Origin of the sequence: Propioniciclava sinopodophylli (assembly GCF_004324755.1) — a bacterium.
In the GTDB taxonomy this organism is placed as follows: domain Bacteria; phylum Actinomycetota; class Actinomycetes; order Propionibacteriales; family Propionibacteriaceae; genus Propioniciclava; species Propioniciclava sinopodophylli.
In genome coordinates, this window is sequence record NZ_SDMQ01000005.1 from 67,758 (window position 1) to 87,594 (window position 19,837).

20 protein-coding genes are annotated in these 19,837 nt (G+C 70.3%); 7 read left to right on the plus strand and 13 right to left on the minus strand.

Annotation, left to right across the window (positions count from 1 at the left end):
* Positions 1-555 precede the first annotated feature (555 nt).
* The 4 genes from ET989_RS06470 to ET989_RS06485 all read right to left on the minus strand — a co-directional run bounded on the left by ET989_RS06470 (position 556) and on the right by ET989_RS06485 (position 3,344).
* Positions 556-879, minus strand: coding sequence for a hypothetical protein (locus tag ET989_RS06470; protein WP_131167728.1), 324 nt, complete (start codon positions 877-879; stop codon positions 556-558).
* Between the two features lie 132 nt (positions 880-1,011).
* A complete protein-coding gene (locus ET989_RS06475) occupies positions 1,012-1,446 on the minus strand; it encodes a VOC family protein (RefSeq protein ID WP_131167729.1) in 435 nt (144 codons plus the stop codon).
* 38 nt (positions 1,447-1,484) lie between these two features.
* Entirely contained in the window at positions 1,485-2,369 is an 885-nt protein-coding gene (locus tag ET989_RS06480) for a helix-turn-helix domain-containing protein (protein ID WP_131167730.1), read from the minus strand.
* A gap of 36 nt (positions 2,370-2,405) precedes the next feature.
* The gene (locus ET989_RS06485) at positions 2,406-3,344 is read right to left on the minus strand and encodes a hypothetical protein (RefSeq protein ID WP_206662251.1); all 939 of its coding nucleotides are present in this window, start codon (positions 3,342-3,344) and stop codon (positions 2,406-2,408) included.
* Positions 3,345-3,561: 217 nt separating this feature from the next.
* On the opposite strand from ET989_RS06485, the gene ET989_RS06490 reads away from it, so the two are divergent.
* The gene (locus ET989_RS06490) at positions 3,562-4,524 is read left to right on the plus strand and encodes a peptidoglycan DD-metalloendopeptidase family protein (RefSeq protein ID WP_131167731.1); all 963 of its coding nucleotides are present in this window, start codon (positions 3,562-3,564) and stop codon (positions 4,522-4,524) included.
* A 90-nt stretch (positions 4,525-4,614) separates the two neighbouring features.
* On the opposite strand, the gene lpdA is transcribed toward ET989_RS06490, so the two are convergent.
* Complete coding sequence (gene lpdA / locus ET989_RS06495; protein WP_131167732.1) at positions 4,615-6,012, minus strand: dihydrolipoyl dehydrogenase; 1,398 nt, start codon at positions 6,010-6,012, stop codon at positions 4,615-4,617.
* Positions 6,013-6,078: 66 nt separating this feature from the next.
* Here lpdA and ET989_RS06500 point away from each other — a divergent pair, with 66 nt between their 5' ends.
* Positions 6,079-7,602: a UDP-N-acetylglucosamine 1-carboxyvinyltransferase gene (locus ET989_RS06500; RefSeq protein ID WP_131167733.1), complete on the plus strand. Its 1,524-nt coding sequence runs from the start codon at positions 6,079-6,081 to the stop codon at positions 7,600-7,602.
* Between the two features lie 6 nt (positions 7,603-7,608).
* Here the strand turns inward: ET989_RS06500 and pdxY are convergent, their stop codons facing one another.
* A complete protein-coding gene (gene pdxY, locus ET989_RS06505; RefSeq protein WP_131167734.1) occupies positions 7,609-8,463 on the minus strand; it encodes a pyridoxal kinase PdxY in 855 nt (284 codons plus the stop codon).
* An 81-nt stretch (positions 8,464-8,544) separates the two neighbouring features.
* Here pdxY and ET989_RS06510 point away from each other — a divergent pair, with 81 nt between their 5' ends.
* From ET989_RS06510 to ET989_RS06520, 3 genes are read left to right on the plus strand one after another with little or no spacing between them, the layout of a single operon-like run.
* The gene (locus ET989_RS06510; RefSeq protein WP_131167735.1) at positions 8,545-9,339 is read left to right on the plus strand and encodes a glycerophosphodiester phosphodiesterase family protein; all 795 of its coding nucleotides are present in this window, start codon (positions 8,545-8,547) and stop codon (positions 9,337-9,339) included.
* A complete protein-coding gene (locus ET989_RS06515) occupies positions 9,336-10,682 on the plus strand; it encodes an MFS transporter (RefSeq protein ID WP_131167736.1) in 1,347 nt (448 codons plus the stop codon). Before ET989_RS06510 ends, ET989_RS06515 begins: the two co-directional genes overlap by 4 nt.
* Positions 10,683-10,732: 50 nt before the next feature.
* Positions 10,733-11,065: an RNA polymerase-binding protein RbpA gene (locus ET989_RS06520; RefSeq protein ID WP_131167737.1), complete on the plus strand. Its 333-nt coding sequence runs from the start codon at positions 10,733-10,735 to the stop codon at positions 11,063-11,065.
* A 3-nt stretch (positions 11,066-11,068) separates the two neighbouring features.
* Here ET989_RS06520 and ET989_RS06525 read toward each other — a convergent pair whose 3' ends face one another.
* The 3 genes from ET989_RS06525 to lnt are packed head-to-tail and all read right to left on the minus strand — an operon-like array spanning position 11,069 to position 14,018.
* Positions 11,069-11,575 (minus strand): FxsA family protein, encoded by a 507-nt coding sequence (locus tag ET989_RS06525; protein ID WP_131167738.1) that lies wholly within the window; start codon positions 11,573-11,575, stop codon positions 11,069-11,071.
* Positions 11,572-12,435: a polyprenol monophosphomannose synthase gene (locus ET989_RS06530; RefSeq protein ID WP_131167739.1), complete on the minus strand. Its 864-nt coding sequence runs from the start codon at positions 12,433-12,435 to the stop codon at positions 11,572-11,574. The genes ET989_RS06525 and ET989_RS06530 overlap by 4 nt, the downstream gene beginning before the upstream one ends.
* Positions 12,436-12,440: 5 nt before the next feature.
* Positions 12,441-14,018 (minus strand): apolipoprotein N-acyltransferase, encoded by a 1,578-nt coding sequence (gene lnt / locus ET989_RS06535; protein ID WP_131167740.1) that lies wholly within the window; start codon positions 14,016-14,018, stop codon positions 12,441-12,443.
* Positions 14,019-14,048: 30 nt separating this feature from the next.
* On the opposite strand from lnt, the gene ET989_RS06540 reads away from it, so the two are divergent.
* Complete coding sequence (locus ET989_RS06540) at positions 14,049-15,383, plus strand: dipeptidase (RefSeq protein WP_131167741.1); 1,335 nt, start codon at positions 14,049-14,051, stop codon at positions 15,381-15,383.
* A gap of 7 nt (positions 15,384-15,390) precedes the next feature.
* Here ET989_RS06540 and ET989_RS06545 read toward each other — a convergent pair whose 3' ends face one another.
* The gene (locus ET989_RS06545; protein WP_131167742.1) at positions 15,391-15,828 is read right to left on the minus strand and encodes an Lrp/AsnC family transcriptional regulator; all 438 of its coding nucleotides are present in this window, start codon (positions 15,826-15,828) and stop codon (positions 15,391-15,393) included.
* Positions 15,829-15,856: 28 nt separating this feature from the next.
* Here ET989_RS06545 and ET989_RS06550 point away from each other — a divergent pair, with 28 nt between their 5' ends.
* On the plus strand, positions 15,857-16,795 hold the full coding sequence (locus ET989_RS06550) for a 5'-3' exonuclease (RefSeq protein WP_131167743.1): 939 nt from the start codon (positions 15,857-15,859) through the stop codon (positions 16,793-16,795).
* Here ET989_RS06550 and metW read toward each other — a convergent pair.
* Genes metW through ET989_RS06565 form a run of 3 tightly spaced genes read right to left on the minus strand, consistent with a single transcriptional unit; the run spans position 16,771 to position 19,801 of the window.
* Entirely contained in the window at positions 16,771-17,382 is a 612-nt protein-coding gene (metW, locus tag ET989_RS06555) for a methionine biosynthesis protein MetW (RefSeq protein ID WP_131167744.1), read from the minus strand. The genes ET989_RS06550 and metW overlap by 25 nt on opposite strands.
* Positions 17,379-18,521, minus strand: coding sequence for a homoserine O-acetyltransferase MetX (gene metX / locus ET989_RS06560; protein WP_131167745.1), 1,143 nt, complete (start codon positions 18,519-18,521; stop codon positions 17,379-17,381). The genes metW and metX overlap by 4 nt, the downstream gene beginning before the upstream one ends.
* Positions 18,518-19,801 carry an O-acetylhomoserine aminocarboxypropyltransferase/cysteine synthase family protein gene (locus tag ET989_RS06565; protein WP_131167746.1) on the minus strand — a complete coding sequence of 428 codons (1,284 nt, stop codon included), beginning with the start codon at positions 19,799-19,801 and terminating at the stop codon, positions 18,518-18,520. Before ET989_RS06565 ends, metX begins: the two co-directional genes overlap by 4 nt.
* Between the last annotated feature and the right edge of the window lie 36 nt (positions 19,802-19,837).

Genomic DNA, 19,837 nt, shown 5'->3' on the forward strand with positions numbered 1-19,837 from the left:
GTCGACCCGTCCGTGGAGCCCACCAGCCATCCCCAGGGCGAGGTCGTCTAGGTCGGTCTCTCGGCCACAGGGCGTGACCTTGCCGAGGCCGGGGACCCTCGCTCGCTTCCTGACTACGAGGTGCCTGCGCGCCAGCGCCTGCAAGAGATCATCGACCGTGGCCGTACTCCGGTGATCGAGGTCTTGGCTGACCGCCTGCCGCCCGAAGGCCGTGAGGATCGCGCAACGGCCATGAGGGACGCTCTGGTGCAGGGCTTGTGGCCGCGCCCACTCAACGCGGTCCAGAGCCCGATGCCATCATCCGGCTGCCCGGACTAGTGCTGAGTGCCTCGCTGTCGGCCCGCCCGACCACGCCCCCGGACCACTTCGGCGTGGTGTATTCCCTCATCGATCTGGCTGATCGCCGCTGGTCCAAGGCTGGCTACGGGGTTGATCCGCCCCGGGCTGGTCCTTGGTGCCTACCTCATCGAACGTGCAGAGCAGGACCCCGAGGTCCTCCAGCACGTGACCCTCCACGTGAGCACCGACGAGCGCGGCATGGCCCTCCAGCGGCTCCTAACGGGCACCGCCCTCTCGGTGGGCTTCAGCACGCCCTCCGAGCCCCTGCGCTGGCTGCGCGAGCCATGAGTAGCGCAGCACGTTGTACTTCGCGTCTTCGGGGATCATGCCCACCAAGCGGGCAGTGCGGATCAGGTCCGACAGGTCTGTGACCATCGTCCACACCCGCGCGACGGCTCGCCAAGCTTCCGCGTCCTCGGCATCGGGCAGGATGCGGTAGACCTCACGCTCGACCAAGGCCCGGCGCTGTGTGCCCGGGGTGTCGGGGTCGCAGGCGACATCCAGGAATGACCCACGGGTCAGCACTCGGGCCAGCGCCACGGTCTCGGGATAGACGAGGAGGCCAGGGGAGTGGTCGACAACGCTCAGCCCGCTCCTCCAGGACATCGAGCACGCACGCCGGCTAATGTCATAATGTGCATTATCGGACAACCGCGGGGTGCGCGTCTGGGGTCAGTTGCCCGTCTCCTCGGTGGCCGGGACGGTGAAGGCCCACATCACGCCGAACTTGTCGAACACCGTGCCGTAGTGGTCGCCCCACGGGGCCAGCTCGAAGGACATGTTGACCGCACCGCCGGCCTCGACGAGCGTAGCGAGGCACGCGCGTGCCTCCTCGACGTCGTCGAAGCCGTACAGCAGCGAGTAGATGGTGTCCTTGACCGCGTAGGTCTCGCCGGGCATCTGGTCGCTGCCGCTGATGGTGCCGCCGGGCAGGGTCAGGGTCGCGTGGGCCACGGCGTCGGGATCGGGCTCGAACGGCATGCCCTCCATGGGCGGCATGTCGCCGTACTTGACGATGGACAATTCGCCGCCGAAAACGTCACGGTAGTGCTCGAAGGCCTCCTGGGTGGTGCCGGGGTACGCGATGTAGGTGGACAGGTTCTTCATGGTGCTTCTCCTCGTGGGTGATGCCGATGAGGACGACGCTAGCCCGGCTCCCCCGTGTTCGATTGTCCTGAGTTGCTGTCCCCTTGTCCCGGATTGCTCACCTGGGCTCCGCCCCGGCCACGGACGCCGTCGAGGAAGAGCTTCGGGATGTTCGGCGTGATCGGTGGATCGGTGGGGAGCAGGTCGCGCAGCTCCAGGACCAGCGACTGTGGTGCGGCAAGCGGGAACGTGATCGGAGTCCGGGCGAGCTGGCGCCGGTTGGCATCCATCTGGAAGAAGCCGCGCAGGCCCTGGCCCCGCGGGAGTTCGACCACCATGGCGTAGTACGTACCGTCGGGGATCGACGTGACTTCGTACTCCTCCACCCCACCCAGCAGCGCGATGCCGATGGTGGGGCGTCCGACGATGATCGGGGTGGGGTTCAGCGCAACGAACAGCGCACTCCCCTGCTGTGCTCCCGTCACGCGGATGGTCAGCCCGTGCGACTGTCGGTGCTCGTCAGCGCCGTAATCACGGTTGAGGGCGACCAGCGGCGTGACGTCGTTCATGTGGCGCACCAGGTGGGACGCCAGCGCCCGCATCTGCTGGCGGTAACGCGAGGGCGCCATGCCGGTGTGCCTGGCGAACGCGTGGGTGTAGCTGGACGCCGACTCGTGGCCGGACTCGACCTGGGACCGCGTCACGTCATGGCCGTCCAGCAGCACCTCGATGCCGCGATCGACCCGTGCGGCCGCCAGGAACTGGCGCAGCGGGAAGCCCAGGTGCTCCTTCAGCAGCCGGGACAGGTGGAACCGGCTGAGGTGCGCGGTGGCCGCCAGCCCCTCCAGGCTGGACGCCCCGGGCTCCCCCGCCCGTGCGGCGCTCAGGAGGCGGTCGACGTCCTGACGTGGCACCGGCGTCCGGAGCGGGTCTTCGGCGGACATGCCGCCATCATGCCAGCGGGGGAATAATCGAACAAGTCACTCATAGAGGATGTACTCCGGCTCCGGTTCGAGCGCCAACACCTCGTCGGCGGACATGAGGGGGCCGTGCCGGGCGTCCTCCTCGTAGAACAACTTGAAGCCCATGTGGATGTGCTCCGGTGTCGTCTTGAGGATGTTGTTCCATGTGCCGACCTTGGCCATGGCCGTCCCGATGCCGTCGACGGACTTGATCAGCACGACGCCAGGGTGCGGCATGAGGTCGCCCTCGTCGGCGATGATGTTGGCGTGCAGCTGGTGGTACAGCAGCACCTTCTCGGGCAGGTTGTGCCGCTCGACGAGCTGTTCGACGTAGGTGGCGACCTCGTCGAGCTCGGCGCCCGATGAGTGCCCGTACTTCTCGCCGGGCACCTCGTCCGGGCCCACGGCCCACTCCGGGTCCAGCGCCAGGCCGACGTCCGGGTGCACCAGCCACTTCTCCAGGTGCTTCACCTCGTCGATGAACTTGGCGCGCCCCGGCTGGATGTTCAGCAGCAGCATCGCCTTGTGCTCGCGCGCCGTGTCCAGCCAGCTCTGGACGACCTCGTCCTTAACCCGCGAACGGTACAGGCCATCCGAGCCGGGCTGGCTGTGCACGGTGACCGCGATGAGCTCCATGACGGGCATCAGCTTGCGGTCCAGCACGTAGTCAGCGCCCACTTGTTCGATTTCGGCCATGCGCTCGTCGATGTCGCCGGTTCCGAGGCGTCCGAGCGCTTCCGCTCCCGGGTAGCCCGAGTAGCCCACCAGGCGGTACTCCGGGAAGATCGTCTCCCCTCCCCTGGGCAACTGCAGCTTCTTGGGCTGGGCCAGCTGCTGGAAGCCGGACACCACCAGGTTGCCGACGCCCCACAGGGCGAACAACAGGGCGATGAACAGGCCCAGGATGACGAAGAACCGGGGCTGCACCTGCCACCGGTACTGACGGGGTTCCTCCACACCAGCAGGCTAGGCGGGGGGTGCTCTCCCCCGGGCGTCCGACACGCCCGTACCTACTGTGGGCCCACACCCGCTCACCAGCAGATTTTCAGCGATCTCTCAGGCGCTGGTTGAGAGTTGGCCGGCGTCTCCCGACGGAAGCATGCTGACAGGCCACTGCACCCCCTCGGCCGCCCAACGTTCATCCGACGTCCGGCCACAGGAGTGATCAGACACAGTGCGTACCTACGCCCGCCTCTTCTCAGCGTTCGCGACCAGCCTGCTGGCTGTCGCCGGCATCGCCATCGTTGCCCCCTCGGCGGCCCACGCCGCTGAAACCCGTGTGGTCTGCAACCACGACTGGGTGCGCGTGCGCGCGTCCGCCTCCACGGGGTCCGCGGAGCTGGGACGCCTCACCCGCGGCACCGCGGTATCCGGCGAGCGCCAGGGCAGCTGGTTCCGCCTCACCGACGGGCGCTACGTGGCCGCCTACTACACGTGCCTGGGCGGCGGTCAGCCGGCCCCCGCCGCCAGCAGTCCGGCCGCCACGCACCAGGTGTGCCGGACGCCGTGGGTGCGCGTCCGCGCCGCCGCCACCACCCGCTCGGCCGAGATCGGACGCCTGACGCAGGGCACGGTCTTCGCCGGCCGCCGCACCGGCTCCTGGATCCAGCTGGACCGGGGCGGCCACGTGGCCGCCTCCTACGCTTGCGCCGCACCGGCGAACGCCACCGCCCCCGCCCCGACCCCGGCACCGCCCGCGCGGATCAGCGGCACTCCCCTGCTCCAGCCCACCGGGACGCTCGGCAGCCCGACCAGCCCGTTTGGCCAGCGTTTCCACCCCATCCTGCGCGTGTGGCACCTGCACAACGGCATCGACCTGGGCAACCGGGCCGGCGAGCCGGTCCTCGCCGCCGAGGCGGGCGTGGTCACGACGGTCAGCCGGGGCGCCTCCAGCGGCCTCTCCATCAAGATCGACCACGGCACCGTCGCCGGGACGCCGCGGGTCGGCACCGGCTACCTGCACCTTCAGTCGGCCGCAGTCTCCCCCGGCCAGCGCGTTGAGCAGGGACAGCTGATCGCGCGGGTCGGCTCCACGGGCCTGTCGACCAAGCCGCACCTGCACTTCATCACCTACGAATCGGGCCGCCCGGTCAACCCGGAGAAGTACATCGGCCCGCTGGGTTCCCTGCGCGCCTGAGTCACAACGCGGTTCGGGGTGGCCTCAGCCGAACAGGGACGCCGCGCCCAGTCGGCGCGGCGTCCCTGACTCGTGTCTGGTGGTGACGGCCTAGAAGTTGATCATGTGGCCGACGGCACCCTCGACGGCCTCCTTGATGGCCTCCGAGAGCGTCGGGTGCGCGTGGACGGCGCGGCCGACCTCGTGCGCGGTCAGGTCCCACATCTGGGCCAGGACCAGCTCGGGCAGGAGCTCGGTGACGTCCGGGCCGATCATGTGGGCGCCGACGATCTCGCCGTGCTCGGCGTCCGTGACGACCTTGACGAAGCCGGTGGCGTCGCCCAGGCCCCACGCCTTGCCGTTGGCCGAGAACGGGAACTTGCCGACCTTGACGTCGAAGCCCTTCTCCTTGGCCTGCGCCTCGGTGTAACCGAACGAGGCGACCTGCGGCTGGCAGTAGGTGGCGCGCGGGATCATGTCGTAGTTGATCGGCATGGTCTCGGCGCCCGCGATGGTCTCGGCGGCGACGACGCCCTGGGCCTCGGCGGTGTGGGCCAGCATGAGCTTGCCGGTGCAGTCGCCGATCGCGTAGACGCTCTCGACGTTGGTGCGCATGAAGTCGTCGATGACGATCGCGCCGCGGTCGGTGGCCACGCCGGTGTTCTCCAGCCCGTAGCCCTCCAGACGCGGGGCGAAGCCCATGGCCTGAAGCATCTTGTCAGCCTCGAGCACCTTGGCCTCGCCACCCTTGGCGGGCTCGACCGTCACGCGGACGCCGGAGCCCGTGTCCTCGACCGAGGTGACGGCGGTGCCGGTGAGCACCTTGATGCCGAGCTTCTTGTAGGCCTTGGCGAGTTCGGCCGACACGTCGGCGTCCTCGTTGGGGACCATGCGGTCGAGGTACTCGACGATGGTGACGTCGACGCCGTAGGAGTTCAGCACGTAGGCGAACTCGGTGCCGATGGCGCCCGAGCCGCCGATGATGATCGACTTGGGCAGGCTCTCGGCGAGGATCTGCTCCTTGTAGGAGATGACGTTCTCGCTCCACTGCGTGCCGCGCAGCAGCTTGGTGGTGGCGCCGGCGGCGATGATGACGTGGTCGAACGTCACCTCCTGCGTCGAGCCGTCCTCGGCGGCGACCTCGATCGCCTTCGGGCCGGTGAAGGTGCCCCAGCCGTGGATCTCCTGGATCTTGTTCTTCTTCATCAGGTAGTGGATGCCGCCCACCATGCGCTCGGACACCTTGCGGGAGCGCGAGAACGCGACACCGTAGTCGACGGAGATCTCGCCGTTGATGCCGAAGGTCTTCGCCTCCTTGGTCACGATGTGCGCCAGCTCGGCGTTCCGCAGGAGCGACTTCGTGGGGATGCAGCCCACGTTGAGGCAGACACCGCCCCAGTACTCCTTCTCGATGATGGCAACCTTCTTGCCCAGCTGGGCGGCGCGAATGGCGGCGACGTAACCGCCCGGGCCGGCTCCGAGGACAACGACGTCGTAGTGAGAGCTCATGAGGCCACTCTATTACCGCCGACGGCTCCCGGGGGAACGTGCCCGCCCGCGCTAGACTCGTGCGTCGTGACGCAGAACAGTTCCGAGAGCCTCGGCCGACTCATCCGTGACGCCCGCATGCAGCGAGGCCTGTCACCCGAACAGGTCGCCCAGGCACTCCACCTCGAACCGAGCGATCTGCGCGCCATCGAGACCGGTGCCCGCGAGCTCGACCTCGCCAGCCTGACCAACATCGCCGCGACCCTGCAGGACCCGGCCCTGACCCCCACCGCCCGCACGATGCACCTGCGCATCAAGGGCCCCACGAAGCTGGCCGGCAGCATCGACGTCCGGTCGTCCAAGAACGCCGCCGTCGCGCTGCTGTGCGCCTCGCTCCTCAACAAAGGCCGGACGGTCCTGGAGGGCATCGCCCAGATCGAAGAGGTCAACCGCATCCTCGAGGTGCTGTCCTCGATCGGCGTGAAGGTGACCTGGTCGGACGACAAGTCCGAGCTGGAGCTCGTCCGCCCCGAGATGCTCGACCTGGACGCGATGGACATCGAGGCCGCCCGCCGGACGCGCTCGGTCATCATGTTCCTCGGCCCGCTGCTGCACCTGCTTCCCGAGTTCCAGCTCCCCTACGCCGGCGGCTGCAACCTCGGCACCCGCACCGTGACCCCGCACCTGCAGGCCCTGGCCCCCTTCGGGCTCGACGTGCAGGCCACCGACGGCTGGTACCACGCCAGCGTCCGCGAGGGGCACGACGGCGTCCGCCACATCACGCTGACCGAGCGCGGCGACACCGTCACCGAGAACGTCCTGATGGCGGCCGCCCTCCACCCGGGCACCACGGTCATCCGCAACGCGTCCCCCAACTACATGGTCCAGGACGTCTGCTTCTTCCTGCAGGCACTCGGCGTCCAGGTCGAGGGCGTCGGCTCGACCACGCTGACCGTCACCGGCCTGGAAGAGATCTCCACCGACGTGCGCGTCGCTCCCTCGGAGGACCCGATCGAGGCCATGAGCCTCATCACCGCCGCCGTCGTCACCAAGTCGGAGCTGACGATCCGCCGTGCGCCGATCGAGTTCCTCGAGATCGAGCTGGCAATCCTCGGCGACATGGGCCTGAAGTACGACCTCACGCCCGAGTACTCCGCCGCCAACGGCAAGACCCGCCTCGTCGACATCACCGTCCATCCGAGCGAGCTGCACGCGGCCGCCGACAAGATCCACCCGATGCCGTTCCCGGGCCTCAACATCGACAACCTGCCCTTCTTCGCGGTGATCGCCGCCGAGGCCGAGGGCCGGACCCTCATCCACGACTGGGTGTACGAGAACCGGGCGATCCACCTGCTGGAGCTGAACAAGCTGGGCGCCAACACCCAACTGCTCGACCCGCACCGCCTCGTGGTGAACGGCCCGACGCGCTGGCGCAGCCAGGAGCTCATCTGCCCCCCGGCCCTGCGCCCGGCTGTCTGCCTGCTGCTGGCCTCCATGGCCGCCCGCGGCATCACCGTGCTGCGCGACGTGTACGTCATCAACCGCGGTTACGAGGACCTGGCCAACCGCCTCAACAAGCTCGGCGCCGACATCCAGGTCTTCTTCGACTGACGGGCGTCAGCGCACCCGAGCCACCTCGAAGTGGTGGCGCGGGGCGACGAGGTCGTCCTGGGCGGCCACCAGCGCCAACTCGCGCTGGTCCAGCATCGTGGTTCTCTCCAGCACCGAGTAGACGATGTCGGCGGTGCGGCCCACGGCGTCCGCCACCGAGCCCGACTCCAGCAGCGCGGCCAGGAACATCGACGAGGTCAGGTCGCCCGAGCCGGTGAAGTTCCGGCCCAGCAGCGGCGTGGTCACCGACCAGGCACCCTCGCTGTTCACCGCGACCATCGTGACGGTGTCGGGGGCGGCCTCCTCGGTGACGACGGAGGTGACGAGGACGACGTCCGGGCCGACCTCGCGCAGCGCGTGGGCGGCCTCGATCACCTCGTCGAGGGTGGCGGCCTCGCGTCCGGTGAGGAAGTTCAGCTCGTAGTGGTTCGGGGTGAGGATGTCGGCGGCGGCGATCACGTTGTCGCGGACGAACTCGGGGATGCCGGGCAGCACGTACATGCCGCGGCCCACGTCGCCCATCACCGGGTCGCAGCAATAGACCGCCTGGGGGTTGCGCTCCTTGACGAGCTCGACCACCTTGAGGATCTCCGCTCCCATCGCCGGCGCGCCCTGGTAGCCGGTCAGGACGGCGTCCACCCGCGGCAGCACACCGAGCTCGTCGATGCCCTCGACGACGTCGTGGACGTCCTCGGGCCGCAGGAGCGGCCCCTTCTTGCTGGGGTAGGACGTGTTGTTGCTGAAGTGCACGGTGAGCACCGGCCACACCTCACAGCCCACGCGCATGAGGGGGAAGGTCGCGGCGGAGTTCCCCACGTGCCCGTAGGCGACGGAGGACTGGATCGACAGAATCGTGGTCACGAGTCAGTATTCTGCACCCACGCCACCCCCATGGCTCGGACGTTCACCCACCGGAGGCCCAAGATGCCTAAGGTGTCCCCCATGCGGGGGCGAGGTGCGGACGAGTATGCGTACTTCACTGCGCCCTTCACCGCCCTCGCCCATCGCGGCGGCATCACCGAGGACGCCCCCGCCGAGGTCGAGAACAGCCTGCGCGGCTTCGTGGCCGCCTGGGCGTTCGGGTTCACCCACCTCGAGACCGACGTCCACGTCACCTCCGACGGCACGCTGGTCGCGTTCCACGACAAGGTCCTCGACCGGGCGACGGACGCCTCAGGGCACCTCGCCGACCTGCCGTGGGCGGAGGTGTCCCGCGCCCGCATCGGCGGCAGCGAGCCGATCCCGACGCTCGCCGAGTTGCTGGACGCCCTGCCGCAGGCCCGGTTCAACATCGACCTCAAGGCGCCCGGCGCCATCGAACCGCTCGTCGCGACGCTCGAGCAGCACGGGGCCCTCGACCGGGTCTGCGTCGGCAGCTTCCACCGCGCCAGCATCGCCGCCTTCCGCAGGCTGACCGGCGGTCGGGTCGCGACGTCGGCGTCGCCGGTCGAGGTGGGTGTGTTCGGGCTGGTCCCCGGCGTCCGGGACCGGTGGCCGCTGGCAGGGCAGGCGTTCCAGATGCCCACCCACGAACCGCGTACGCGCCTGCCCCTGGTGACCCGCGGCATGATCGAGGCCGCGCACCGCCGCGGCGCCGTCGTCCACGTGTGGACCATCAATGACCGCCCGGAGATGGAGCGGTTGATCGAGCTCGGCGTCGACGGCCTCGTCTCCGACGACCTCGCCACGCTCAAGGCCGTCCTGGTCGAGCGCGACCTGTGGGAAGGACACGCATGACGCACGACTCGCTGCCCGTTGAGGGCTCCGCCCTGGCCGGCAACGCGCCCAGCAGCCGGCGCAAGGTCTGGTCGTGGGCGATGTGGGACTGGGGAACCCAGCCCCTCAACACCGTCATCATCACCTTCGTCTTCAGCGTCTACATCACGGGCAGGGCCTTCGGCCCCGAGAACGTCACCGCCCAGGCGCTGGCACTCTCCACCGGCATCGCGGGGCTGATCGTGGCGCTCATCGCGCCGGTGCTAGGCCAGCGGTCCGACCGCACCGGTCGGACCGTGTTCAACCTCCGTTGGCAGACCTGGTTGATCGCCGCGCTCGCGGCCGCCCTGTTCTTCGTGCGGCCAGCCCCGGAGTACCTGTGGTTGGGCCTCGGCATCCTCGGCGTCGCCTCGATCGTCGGCGAGTTGGCCAACGTGAACTACTACTCGCTGATCGACGAGGTCTCCACCAAGGACAACGTCGGTCGCGTGTCGGGCTTCGGCTGGGGTATGGGCTACCTGGGCGGCATCGTGGCGCTGCTGGTGCTCTACTTCGGGTTCATCTCCCCCGAGGTCGGCCTGTTCGGCGTGACCAGCGCGGACGGCATGGACATCCGCGCCTCGATGATCGTGTGCGGCGTCTGGATCCTTCTGTTCACCATCCCGACGTTCCTGGCCCTGAAGGACCGCAAGCGCGACCGGGCCCCCGACCGGGTCGGCCTCGTGGAGTCGTACCGCCTGCTGGGCCGCTCCATCCAGAACCTGTGGCGCTCCAGCCCTCACACGGTCTTCTTCCTCGCCGCCTCCGCCCTGTTCCGTGACGGGCTGTCGGGCGTTTTCGCGTTCGGCGCGGTGCTGGCCTCGCTGACGTTCGGCTTCTCCGCCGGGGACGTCATCATCTTCGGCGCCGTGGCCAACATCCTGGCCGGCGTCTCCACGATCGGGTTCGGCTTTCTGGACGACCGGATCGGCCCCAAGAAGGTCATCCTGATCTCGCTGGTGGCGCTCGTGCTGCTCGGCCTGGGCGTGTTCTTCCTGCACGACCGCGGCCAGGTCATCTTCTGGACCCTCGGCATGGCCATGACCGCCTTCGTCGGGCCGGCGCAGTCGGCGTCCCGGTCGTTCCTGGCCCGCCTGATCCCCGAGGGCAAGGCGGGCGAGATCTTCGGCCTGTACGCCACCACAGGGCGCGCGATCTCGTTCCTTGCGCCCGCCGCGTTCGGCCTCGCCGTCGGGCTCGGCGCCACGATCACCGGCGAGTCGAACACCGCCTACTGGGGCATCCTCGGCATCGTCCTGATCCTGCTCGCGGGCCTGCTGGTGCTCATCCCGGTCAAGGACCCAGCCCACCACGCCGTCGGCTGAGGGAACATTGACCCTGCCCGGTAGCGTTGAGGGAACGAAGGGAGGAAGCCATGGCAGACAAGGCACTCAGGGGTCAGGGTCTGGGCTCCAAGAGTCTCGCCGACCCCGCAGGTATCGAACTGGCTCCGCGCCAGGACACCGCGTTCGACTGCCCCAACGGGCACCACTTCTCCATCCCGTTCGCCGCCGAGGCGGAGCTGCCCACCGAGTGGGAGTGTCCGCGTTGTGGCCAGGTGGCACGCCGTAGCGACGGCGTCGAGCCTGAGGCCAAGGAGGTCAAGCCCGTGCGCACCCACTGGGACATGCTGCGCGAGCGCCGCTCCATCGAGGAGCTGGAGGGCATCCTGGCCGAGCGCCTGGAGGAGATCCGCAAGGAGCCGTGACGGCTACCGCTCGACCTCCCCACGGATGACCGTGGGGTCGTCGGGGCGGGGCCGCCGCTGCGCGTCCTCGACCGCCTCGCCACGCACGACCGTGTCGGGGCGCAGCTTGGTCTCGAGCAGGTCGGCCTGGTCGCGGTAACGGCGGGTCGCTGCGTTCAGCACGGCCTGGATGCCCCGCCGGGCCAGCGGCCGCGTGGCGGGCACCAGGCAGAGGATGCCCAGCACGTCGGTGACGAAGCCCGGCAGCATCAGCAGCAGGCCCCCCACGAGCACCAGCGCGGCGTCCGAAACCTTGCGGCCCACGGCGTCCGGGTCGTCCCGCGCCTCGCGCAGGGACGCCCACGCCTTGCCGCCCTCCCGCCGCAGCAGGAAGCCCCCGACCGCCGCCAGCGCGAGCAGGACCAGCAGCGTCCACCCCACGCCGATCTCGCCGGCGACCCACACCAGCAGGGCGATCTCAGCGACCGCGAGGACGCCGAGGCCGACCAGGACCCAGGTGGCCTTCCTCATCGGGAGCCTCCCTTGCGCCTGTCGCGGACCGCGTCGGACGCCGCGCGCGACACCGCGCCCACGAACCGCCCGGCGCTCTCCCCCGCGTGCTGGGCGCGCCCGCTGCCGCGCGTCAGGGCCTTCTTCAGCTGTGCCCCCCGGTGCCTGAGGCCGAGCTCGGTGGTGCGGATCATCGCCTCCTTGACGACGTCCCCGCTCATCTTCGACTCACCAGCGGTGCGCTCAATGAACTCGATCGGCACCTCGACGATGCGGTAGCCACGCTTGTGGGCGTTCCAGGTCAGGTCGCGCTGGATGCCGTAGCCCTGCCCATCGATCGGGTCGTCCAGGATGGCGCGCAGCGTGTCGGCGCGGAAGGCGTTGAGGCCGCCGGTGATGTCCTTGACCGGCAGGCCGAGCATGAGGCGGGTGTAGATCGAACCGCCGCGGCTGAGCAGCTCGCGGTGCAGGGGCCAGTTCACGACCGAGCCTCCCGGCACCCAGCGGGAACCCTTGACCATGTCGGCTCCGTGCAGCGCCTCCAGCACGCGGGGCAACTGCTCGGGCTGGTGCGAGCCGTCGGCGTCGAACTCGACGACCACGTCGTAGCCCTGCTCGAGCGCCCAGGCGAAGCCTGCCTTGTAGGCGGCGCCCAGGCCCTCCTTGCCGACGCGATGCAGGACGTGGACGTGGTCGTCGGACGCGGCCAGCTCGTCGGCCCGGTCGCCGGTGCCGTCGGGCGAGTTGTCGTCCACGACGAGGATGTGCGCCTCCGGCACCGAGGCGCGCAGCCGTCCGGTGATCATGTCCACGTTGTCGATCTCGTTGTAGGTCGGGATGATGACCAGGATCTTCCCGAGATCGGCGTAGTGCTGGGCCATGCGGGTCAACTCCTCACTGGGCCGGCACACGCCGGCACACCCTCCAGTGTCCCACTTCGGCCAAGGCGACGCCGGGCGACGAGACCGAGGACCACCCCGACCGCCCCCTGAGCCGCCAGCAGGTACTCCACCCAGCGGGCGGCGGTCATCGCCGGCGTGGTGGTCGAGCGCAGCGCCATGGTGTGGACGCCGTGGGCACCGACCGAGTCGGGGGCGCGGTCGAGCACCTCGCCGCGCTGCCCGATGAGGCCGGAGATCCCGGACGTCGTGACCACCAGCACCTCGCGGCGCATCTCGGCGGCGCGCACGCGGGTGGCGGCGAACTGCTGGTCGATCTGGATCGTGCCCTGGTACATGGCGTTGCTCGACTGGACGATCACCAACTGACCCTCGCGGGCGGCGTCGTAGACGGTCTCGGGGTAGATGACCTCGTAGCAGATCGCCACTCCCGCCTGCACCGTCCGGCCGTCGGGCAGCGGCGCCTCGAACGACCCCGGCGTGGTGCCCGGCACGGACTGGTGGCCGACGTAGGCCAGCTGCGGGACCAAGGGCAGGAAGAAGTCGCGGAACGGGATCCATTCGCCGAACGGCACGAGGTTGCGCTTGGCGTAGACGAGTTCGGGGCCCGCGGCGTCCCACCACACGGCGACGGTCTGCCGCTCCTGGCGCGCCTCGTCGGTGTAGATCGACCCGACGAGGATGGGCAGGCCGGCGGCGTCCACCGCCGTCTGGACCATGAGTTTGGTGGGGGCGTCCTGACGGGGGTCCAGGTCGGTGGAGTTCTCGGGCCAGGCGATGAAGTCGGGCCGGGGCCACCTGCCGGCCGCGACGTCGGCCATGAGGGCCTCCGTGCCGGCCAGTGAGTTCGCCGTCACCGTGCGAGCCGGGCCCAGCCCGTACACGCCGCCGCCGGGGGCGCCGGGCTGCACCCAGCCCACGTCGACGCTGCCCTCGTCCGGGGCGTCCGGCAGCCACGCGAGCCCGGCCAGGCCCACGCCGACCGTCGCCAGCCCAACGCCCAGCAGCGCGCCCGCGCGCGCCACGCCGGGCCGCGAGACGACGTGGGCGAGCAGGTGCCCGAGCAGGGCCACGAGGAAGGTCACCGAGGCCGCGCCGGTGAGCGGGTAGAAGCCGGCCAGCCAGGAGTCGAGTTGGGTGTAGCCCAGCCGCATCCAGGCGAACCCGTCGAAGGGGAACACCGAGGTGACGAACTCCATCAGCGTCCACGCCCCCGCGCCCCACAGGGGAGCCCAGCGCAGGCGTCCGGTCAGGTGCAGGGCGGCGCCGAGGGCGGCCAGGAAGAGGCTCATCACCAGCGACAGCCCGGCGTAGGACAGCACCATGATCGAGGTCTGCCAGATGAGCGAGGTGAACATGAAGGTGAGGCCGAACGTCCAGCCTACGGCGGCGCCGGCGAGCACCCCGCCCGTGCGCGACGTGGCCCACGCCAGCAGGGCGACGGCCACGAACGCCAGCGGCCACGCGTTGAAAGGCTGGAAGGACGCCGTGGCCAGCAGGCCGCCCACACCCGCGATGGGCGCCAGCACCCACCACGGCAGCTTCGGGCGGGCCTGCGATGTCACCCGCGCAGCCTACCGGGCTAGGGTTCAGCCATGACCGACCTGCGTGACCGTGTGAAGGCCCTGATCCCCGGCGTCCTCGAGGACCTCTCCCGCTTGGTCGCGATCCCGTCGGTGAGTTCGCTGCCCGACCACCACGGCGACGTGCAGGCCACCGCCGAGGCCGTCGCGCAGTACGCCCGCGACCTGGGCTGCCCCGACGTCCGCATCATCGCCGAGGGCGGCCAGCCCGCCGTCATCGCCCGGTTCCCCGCGCCCGAGGGTGCGCCCACCGTCTGCCTGTACGCCCACCACGACGTGCAGCCCACCGGCGACCGCGCCCTGTGGACCTCCGACCCCTTCCAGGTCACCCGCCGCGACGGGCGCCTCTACGGGCGCGGCGTCGTCGACGACAAGGCCGGCATCGCCGTCCACCTCGCCGCGCTGCGGGCCTTCGACGGCAAGCCCCCGGTCGGGGTGACCCTGTTCGTGGAGGGCGAGGAGGAGGTCGGCTCCCCCACCCTGGAGGCCATCATGGCCGAGCACGCCGACCTGCTCGCCGCCGACGTCTACGTCATCTGCGACTCGGCCAACTGGGAGGTCGGGACGCCCGCGTTCACGACCGCGCTGCGCGGCCTCTCGGACGTCGTGGTCCAGGTCGACACGCTGGACCACGCGCTGCACTCGGGCCAGTACGGCGGCGTCGCGCCGGACGCCCTGACCACGCTGGTGCGCCTGCTCGCCACCCTGCACGACGCGGACGGCAACGTCGCGGTGCAGGGCCTGGTGACCGAGGAGCCCTTCGCCCTGGAGTACCCCGAGGAGCGCCTCCGCGCCGAGACCGGCCTGCTGGAGGGCGTCCGGTTCACCGGCACCGGACCGGCCGCCGACCGCCTGTGGGGGCGTCCGTCGGTCACCGTGCTGGCGATCGACTGCACCCGCGTGGCCGACGCGTCGAACACGCTCGCGCCGTCCGCCCGCGCCAAGGTGAGCATGCGGCTGGCCCCCAGCCAGGACGCCGACGCCGCGCTCGCCGCCCTCAAGCAGCACCTGCTGGACCACGCCCCCTTCGGGGCCCGCGTCACGTTCGGGCACGCCGAGGCCGCGGACGGGTCCCTGGTCACGCTGTCGGGCGACGTCGCGGAGGCGGCCCGGGTGGCGTACTCCGAGGCCTTCGGCACCGACGTCGTCGAGGTCGGCCAGGGCGGCTCGATCCCCCTCGTGGGCGCCTTCCAGAAGGCGTTCCCGAACGCCGCGGTGCTGGTCACCGGCGTGGTCGACCCGGACTCCCGCATGCACGGCATCGACGAGTCCTTCGACCTGTCCGACTTCACCAGCGCCTGCATCGCCGAGGCGACGCTCCTGGCCCGTCTGGCGCCGGGGGCCTGAGGCGGGATCAGACGAGCGGGCGGTCCGCGAAGGGCACGCTGAGGACGAGCTGGGTCTCGGTGTTGGCGTGCCCGCGTACGCGGATCTCGGTGAGCACCCGCTCGAGATCGGCGGGGGTCTCCACCTGCGCGATGACCACGTAGGAGGCGCGGCCGGCGACCGAGTAGCAGGCCGTCACTTCGGGCAGCTCGGCCAGGCGCGGGGGCAGGTCGGTGTCCTCCAGCGGGTCGGACGTGGTCACCGAGATGAAGGCCGTCAGGAGCTTGCCGAGCGCCGCCGGGTCGATGATCGCGCGGTAGCCCGTGATCACGCCGCGCTGCTCCAGCCGGCGGACGCGCTGTTGCGCGGCCGAGGTCGACAGCCCGGTGGCCTTGCCGATGTCGGTGTAGGACATGCGCCCGTCCCGCGCCAGCAAGCTGAGAATCTGGGTGTCGAGGTCCTCCATGGCGACCATGCTGGCACACTCGTGACCCATGGAAGACCGCCGCACACTACTTCTTGACTCCGCAAGCCTGTACTTCCGGGCTTTCTTCGGTCTCCCGGACTCGATGCGAGACAAGGACGGCCACCAAGTCAACGCCGTGCGGGGCCTGCTCGACTTCCTGGCCAGATTCATCACCGACTACTCCCCCACCCACGTGGCCTGCTGCTGGGACGACGCCTGGCGTCCGGCCTGGCGGGTGGAGCTCGTGCCCAGCTACAAGGCGCACCGCGTCGTGCGCGCCGACCCCGCCGGCGGCTGGGTGGAGGAGGTGCCCGCCGAGCTGGTCGGCCAGGTGCCGTGGATCCGCGCCACGCTGGACGCCCTGGGCCTCCCGATCGTCGGGGCGGCCGACCACGAGGCGGACGACGTGATCGCCACCCTCGCCACCCGTTCCACCTGGCCGGTCGACGTCGTGACCGGCGACCGCGACCTGTTCCAGCTCGTCGACGACGCGGCGGGCGTCCGCGTGCTCTACGTGGGCCGGGGCGTCGCGAAGCACGAGCGCATCGACGACGCGTGGCTACAGGCCAAGTACGGCATCACCGGCGCCGGGTACGTCGACTTCGCCGTGCTGCGGGGCGACCCCTCCGACGGACTGCCCGGCGTGAAGGGCATCGGCGAGAAGACCGCCTCGTCGCTGATCGGGCGCTACGGCGACCTGGACGGCATCGTGGCCAACGCGGCGAAGCTGTCCCCCGGCGTCCAGCGCTCGCTGGCCGCGGCGATGGACTACCTCGGGCCCGCCCGCGAGGTGGTGGGCGCCGTTCGCACCCTCGACCTGCCGGACGTGGACCTCACCCTGCCGTCCGTCCCGAAGGACCTCGACCTCTTCGCCGCGCTCGCCGACGAACTGCAGCTCGGCGGCAGCGCCGACCGGATCGTGGCCGCGATGGCGGCCGCGGGTCAGCGCGCCGGGCGCAGCACGTAGACGGCGGCGCCGGCCATCAGGTTCGGCAGCCGGCCGTACATGCGCAGGCGGCGTCCGGCCTGGGAGTACGTGTAGCGCCGGTCGACCACAAGGTCGAGCCGGGCGAAGAGGTCCTCCAGATCGACCAGCGTGGTGAAGCGCAGGTTGGGTGTGTTGTACCACGCGTACGGCAGCTCCTTGCTCACCGGCATGCGCCCGTTCATGAGCCGCACGCGGTTGGGCAGGTAGCCGAAGTTCGGCACCGACACGACCATACGCTCGGCGACGCGCCCCATCTGCGACAGGACGAACTCCGGCCGCAGCATCGTCTGGAGAGTGCGTGACAGGACGACGACGTCGTAGCTCTCGTCGTCGATGTCGACCAGCGCCTCCTCCACATCCCTCTCCAGGACGGGGACGCCTTTGCGAATGGCGCCGACCACCTTGTCGGGATCGATCTCGACGCCGGTGGCGGAGCAGCCCTTGGTGGCCATCAGGTGCGCCAGCAGCGTGCCCGTGCCGCAGCCGAGGTCGAGCACCCGGGAGCCGGGGAAGACCTGGCCGGCGATGAGCTCCAGGTCGAGGCGGAGGCCTGCGGCGTTGATCATGCGTCCTCCAGCGCCCGGTCGAAATAGGCCTTCAGCGTCGCGTGGTAGGCCGGGTCGGCCAGCAGGAACGAGTCGTGCCCGTAGGCCGACTTCAGCTCGCGGAACGTCACCGGCAGGCGGTTCGACTCCAGGTGGCGGACGATGCGCAGCGAGTGCTCGGTGGAGAAGCGCCAGTCGGTGTCGAACGAGAGCACGAGGTACCGGACGGGGTGCTCGCGCACCCGGTCCAGCGCCCCGGCGTTGGAGAACGGGTCGAAGTAGTCCATGACGCGCGTCAGGTACAGGTAGCTCAGGGCGTCGAACCGCTCCAGGAAGGCGGTGCCCTGGTGGTCGAGGTAGCTCTCGACGGCGAAGTCGATGCCGAAGCCGCGCCGGGACGTCTCGAACTGGGGCGCCCGGCCGAACTTCTCGGTGAAGGCGTCCTCGGACAGGTAGGTGATGTGGGCCATCATCCGCGCGATGGACAGCCCGACGGCGGGGCTGGTGCCCTCGGCGGCGTACTGGCCGTTCTTGAACTGCCGGTCGGCCATGATGGCCCGTCGCGCGACGGCTGAGAACGCAATGTTCTGGGCTGTCAGGCGGCTGGAGGACGCAACCACGACAGCGTGCGCGAGTTCGTCGGGGTGGTCCAGTGACCACTGCAGCGCCTGCATGCCGCCGAGCGACCCGCCGACCACGGCGAGCAGCCGGTCGATGCCCAGGTGGGCCAGCAGCGCGCGGTGCACGGTGACGAAGTCGGCGACCTCCAGCAGCGGGAAGTCCAGCCCGTAGGCCGTCCCCGTCTCGGGGTTCTCCGAGGAGGGGCCGGTCGTGCCCTGGCACCCGCCCAGCAGGTTCGCCGAGATGACGAAGAAGCGGTCGGTGTCCAGCGGCTTGCCGGGGCCGATCAGGTTGTCCCACCAGCCAGGGCGGGTGGCCCCCTCGTGGAAGCCGGCGGCGTGGGCGTCCCCGGTCAGCGCGTGGCAGATGAAGACCGCGTTCGAGCGGTCGGCGTTGAGGGTGCCGTACGTCTCGTAGGCGACGTCAACGGGGCCGAGCGTGGCCCCGCTGACCAGCACGAGCGGATCGCTGTCGGAGAACAGCCGGACGGTCGACGTCGCGACGACGCCGACCGATCCGGGTTCCCCGTGCGTGGTCACGCAGACAGCGCCTGGTCCAGGTCGGCGATGATGTCGTCGACGTTCTCGATGCCGATCGAAAGGCGGACGCCCTCGGGCGCCACGCCGGCGTCCACGAGCTCGGACTCGGTGAGCTGACTGTGCGTCGTGGTGGCGTTGTGGATCGCCAGGCTCTTCGCGTCGCCGATGTTGGCCAGGTGGCTGAACAGGCTGAGCGCCTCGATGAAGCGCGAGCCGCCCTCGCGGCCCGACTTCAGGCCGAACGCCACCAGACCGCTGCAACCCCGGCCATCGAGGACGCGCTGGGCCGCCTCGTGGTACGGGTCGGACTCCAGGCCCGGGTAGCGAACCCAGGCGACGCGGTCGTCGGCCTCGAGGAACTTCGCCACGGCCAGCGCGTTGGCGCTGTGGCGCTCCATGCGCAGGTGCAGCGTTTCCATGCCGAGGATCGCCTGGAAGGCGTTGAACGGCGAGATCGCGGCGCCGGTGTTGCGCAGCAGCACCGTCCGGGCCCGGATGATGTAGGCGGCCGGCCCGGCGGCGTCGGTCCAGACCACGCCGTGGTAGGCGCCGTCGGGGGCGGTCAGGTTCGGGAAGCGGTCCGCGTGCGCCGCCCAGTCGAACTTCCCGGAGTCGACGATGACGCCGCCCATCGAGGTGCCGTTGCCGGTCAGGTACTTGGTGGTGGCGTGAACGGCGATGTCGGCGCCGTGATCGAAGACGCGGCACAGGTACGGGGTGGCCGCGGTGTTGTCGATGACCAGCGGCAGGCCGAGCGCGTGGGCGGCCTCGGCCCACGCCTCGATGTCGAGCACGTTGAGGGCCGGGTTGCCGAGGCTCTCGCCGAAGACGAGCTTGGTGCGGTCGTCCACCACGCCGGCCAGCGCGGACGGGTCGTCGGGGTCGACGAAGCGGGTCTCGATACCGAACTGCGGCAGCGTGTGGGCGAACAGCGCGTAGGTGCCGCCGTACAGCTTGGAGCTGGCGACGATGTTGTCGCCTGCCCCGGCCAGGGTGAGCACCGCGTAGGTGACCGCGGCGGCGCCGGACGCCGTGGCGAGCGAGGCCAGGCCGCCCTCCAGCGCCGTGACCCGCTCCTCCAGGACGTTCTGGGTCGGGTTCATGATGCGCGTATAGATGTTGCCGGTCTTGCGCAGCGCGAAGAGATCTGCCGCGTGCTGGGTGTCGTCGAAGACGTAGCTGGTGGTCTGGTAGATCGGCACCGCGCGGGCGTTGGTCGCCGGGTCGGCCTGCTCCTGGCCGGCGTGGACCGCCAGGGTCTCGATGCGTCGGTCGCTCATGGGGATTCCTCCGGGTCGGCCGGCACGGGGTCGGCG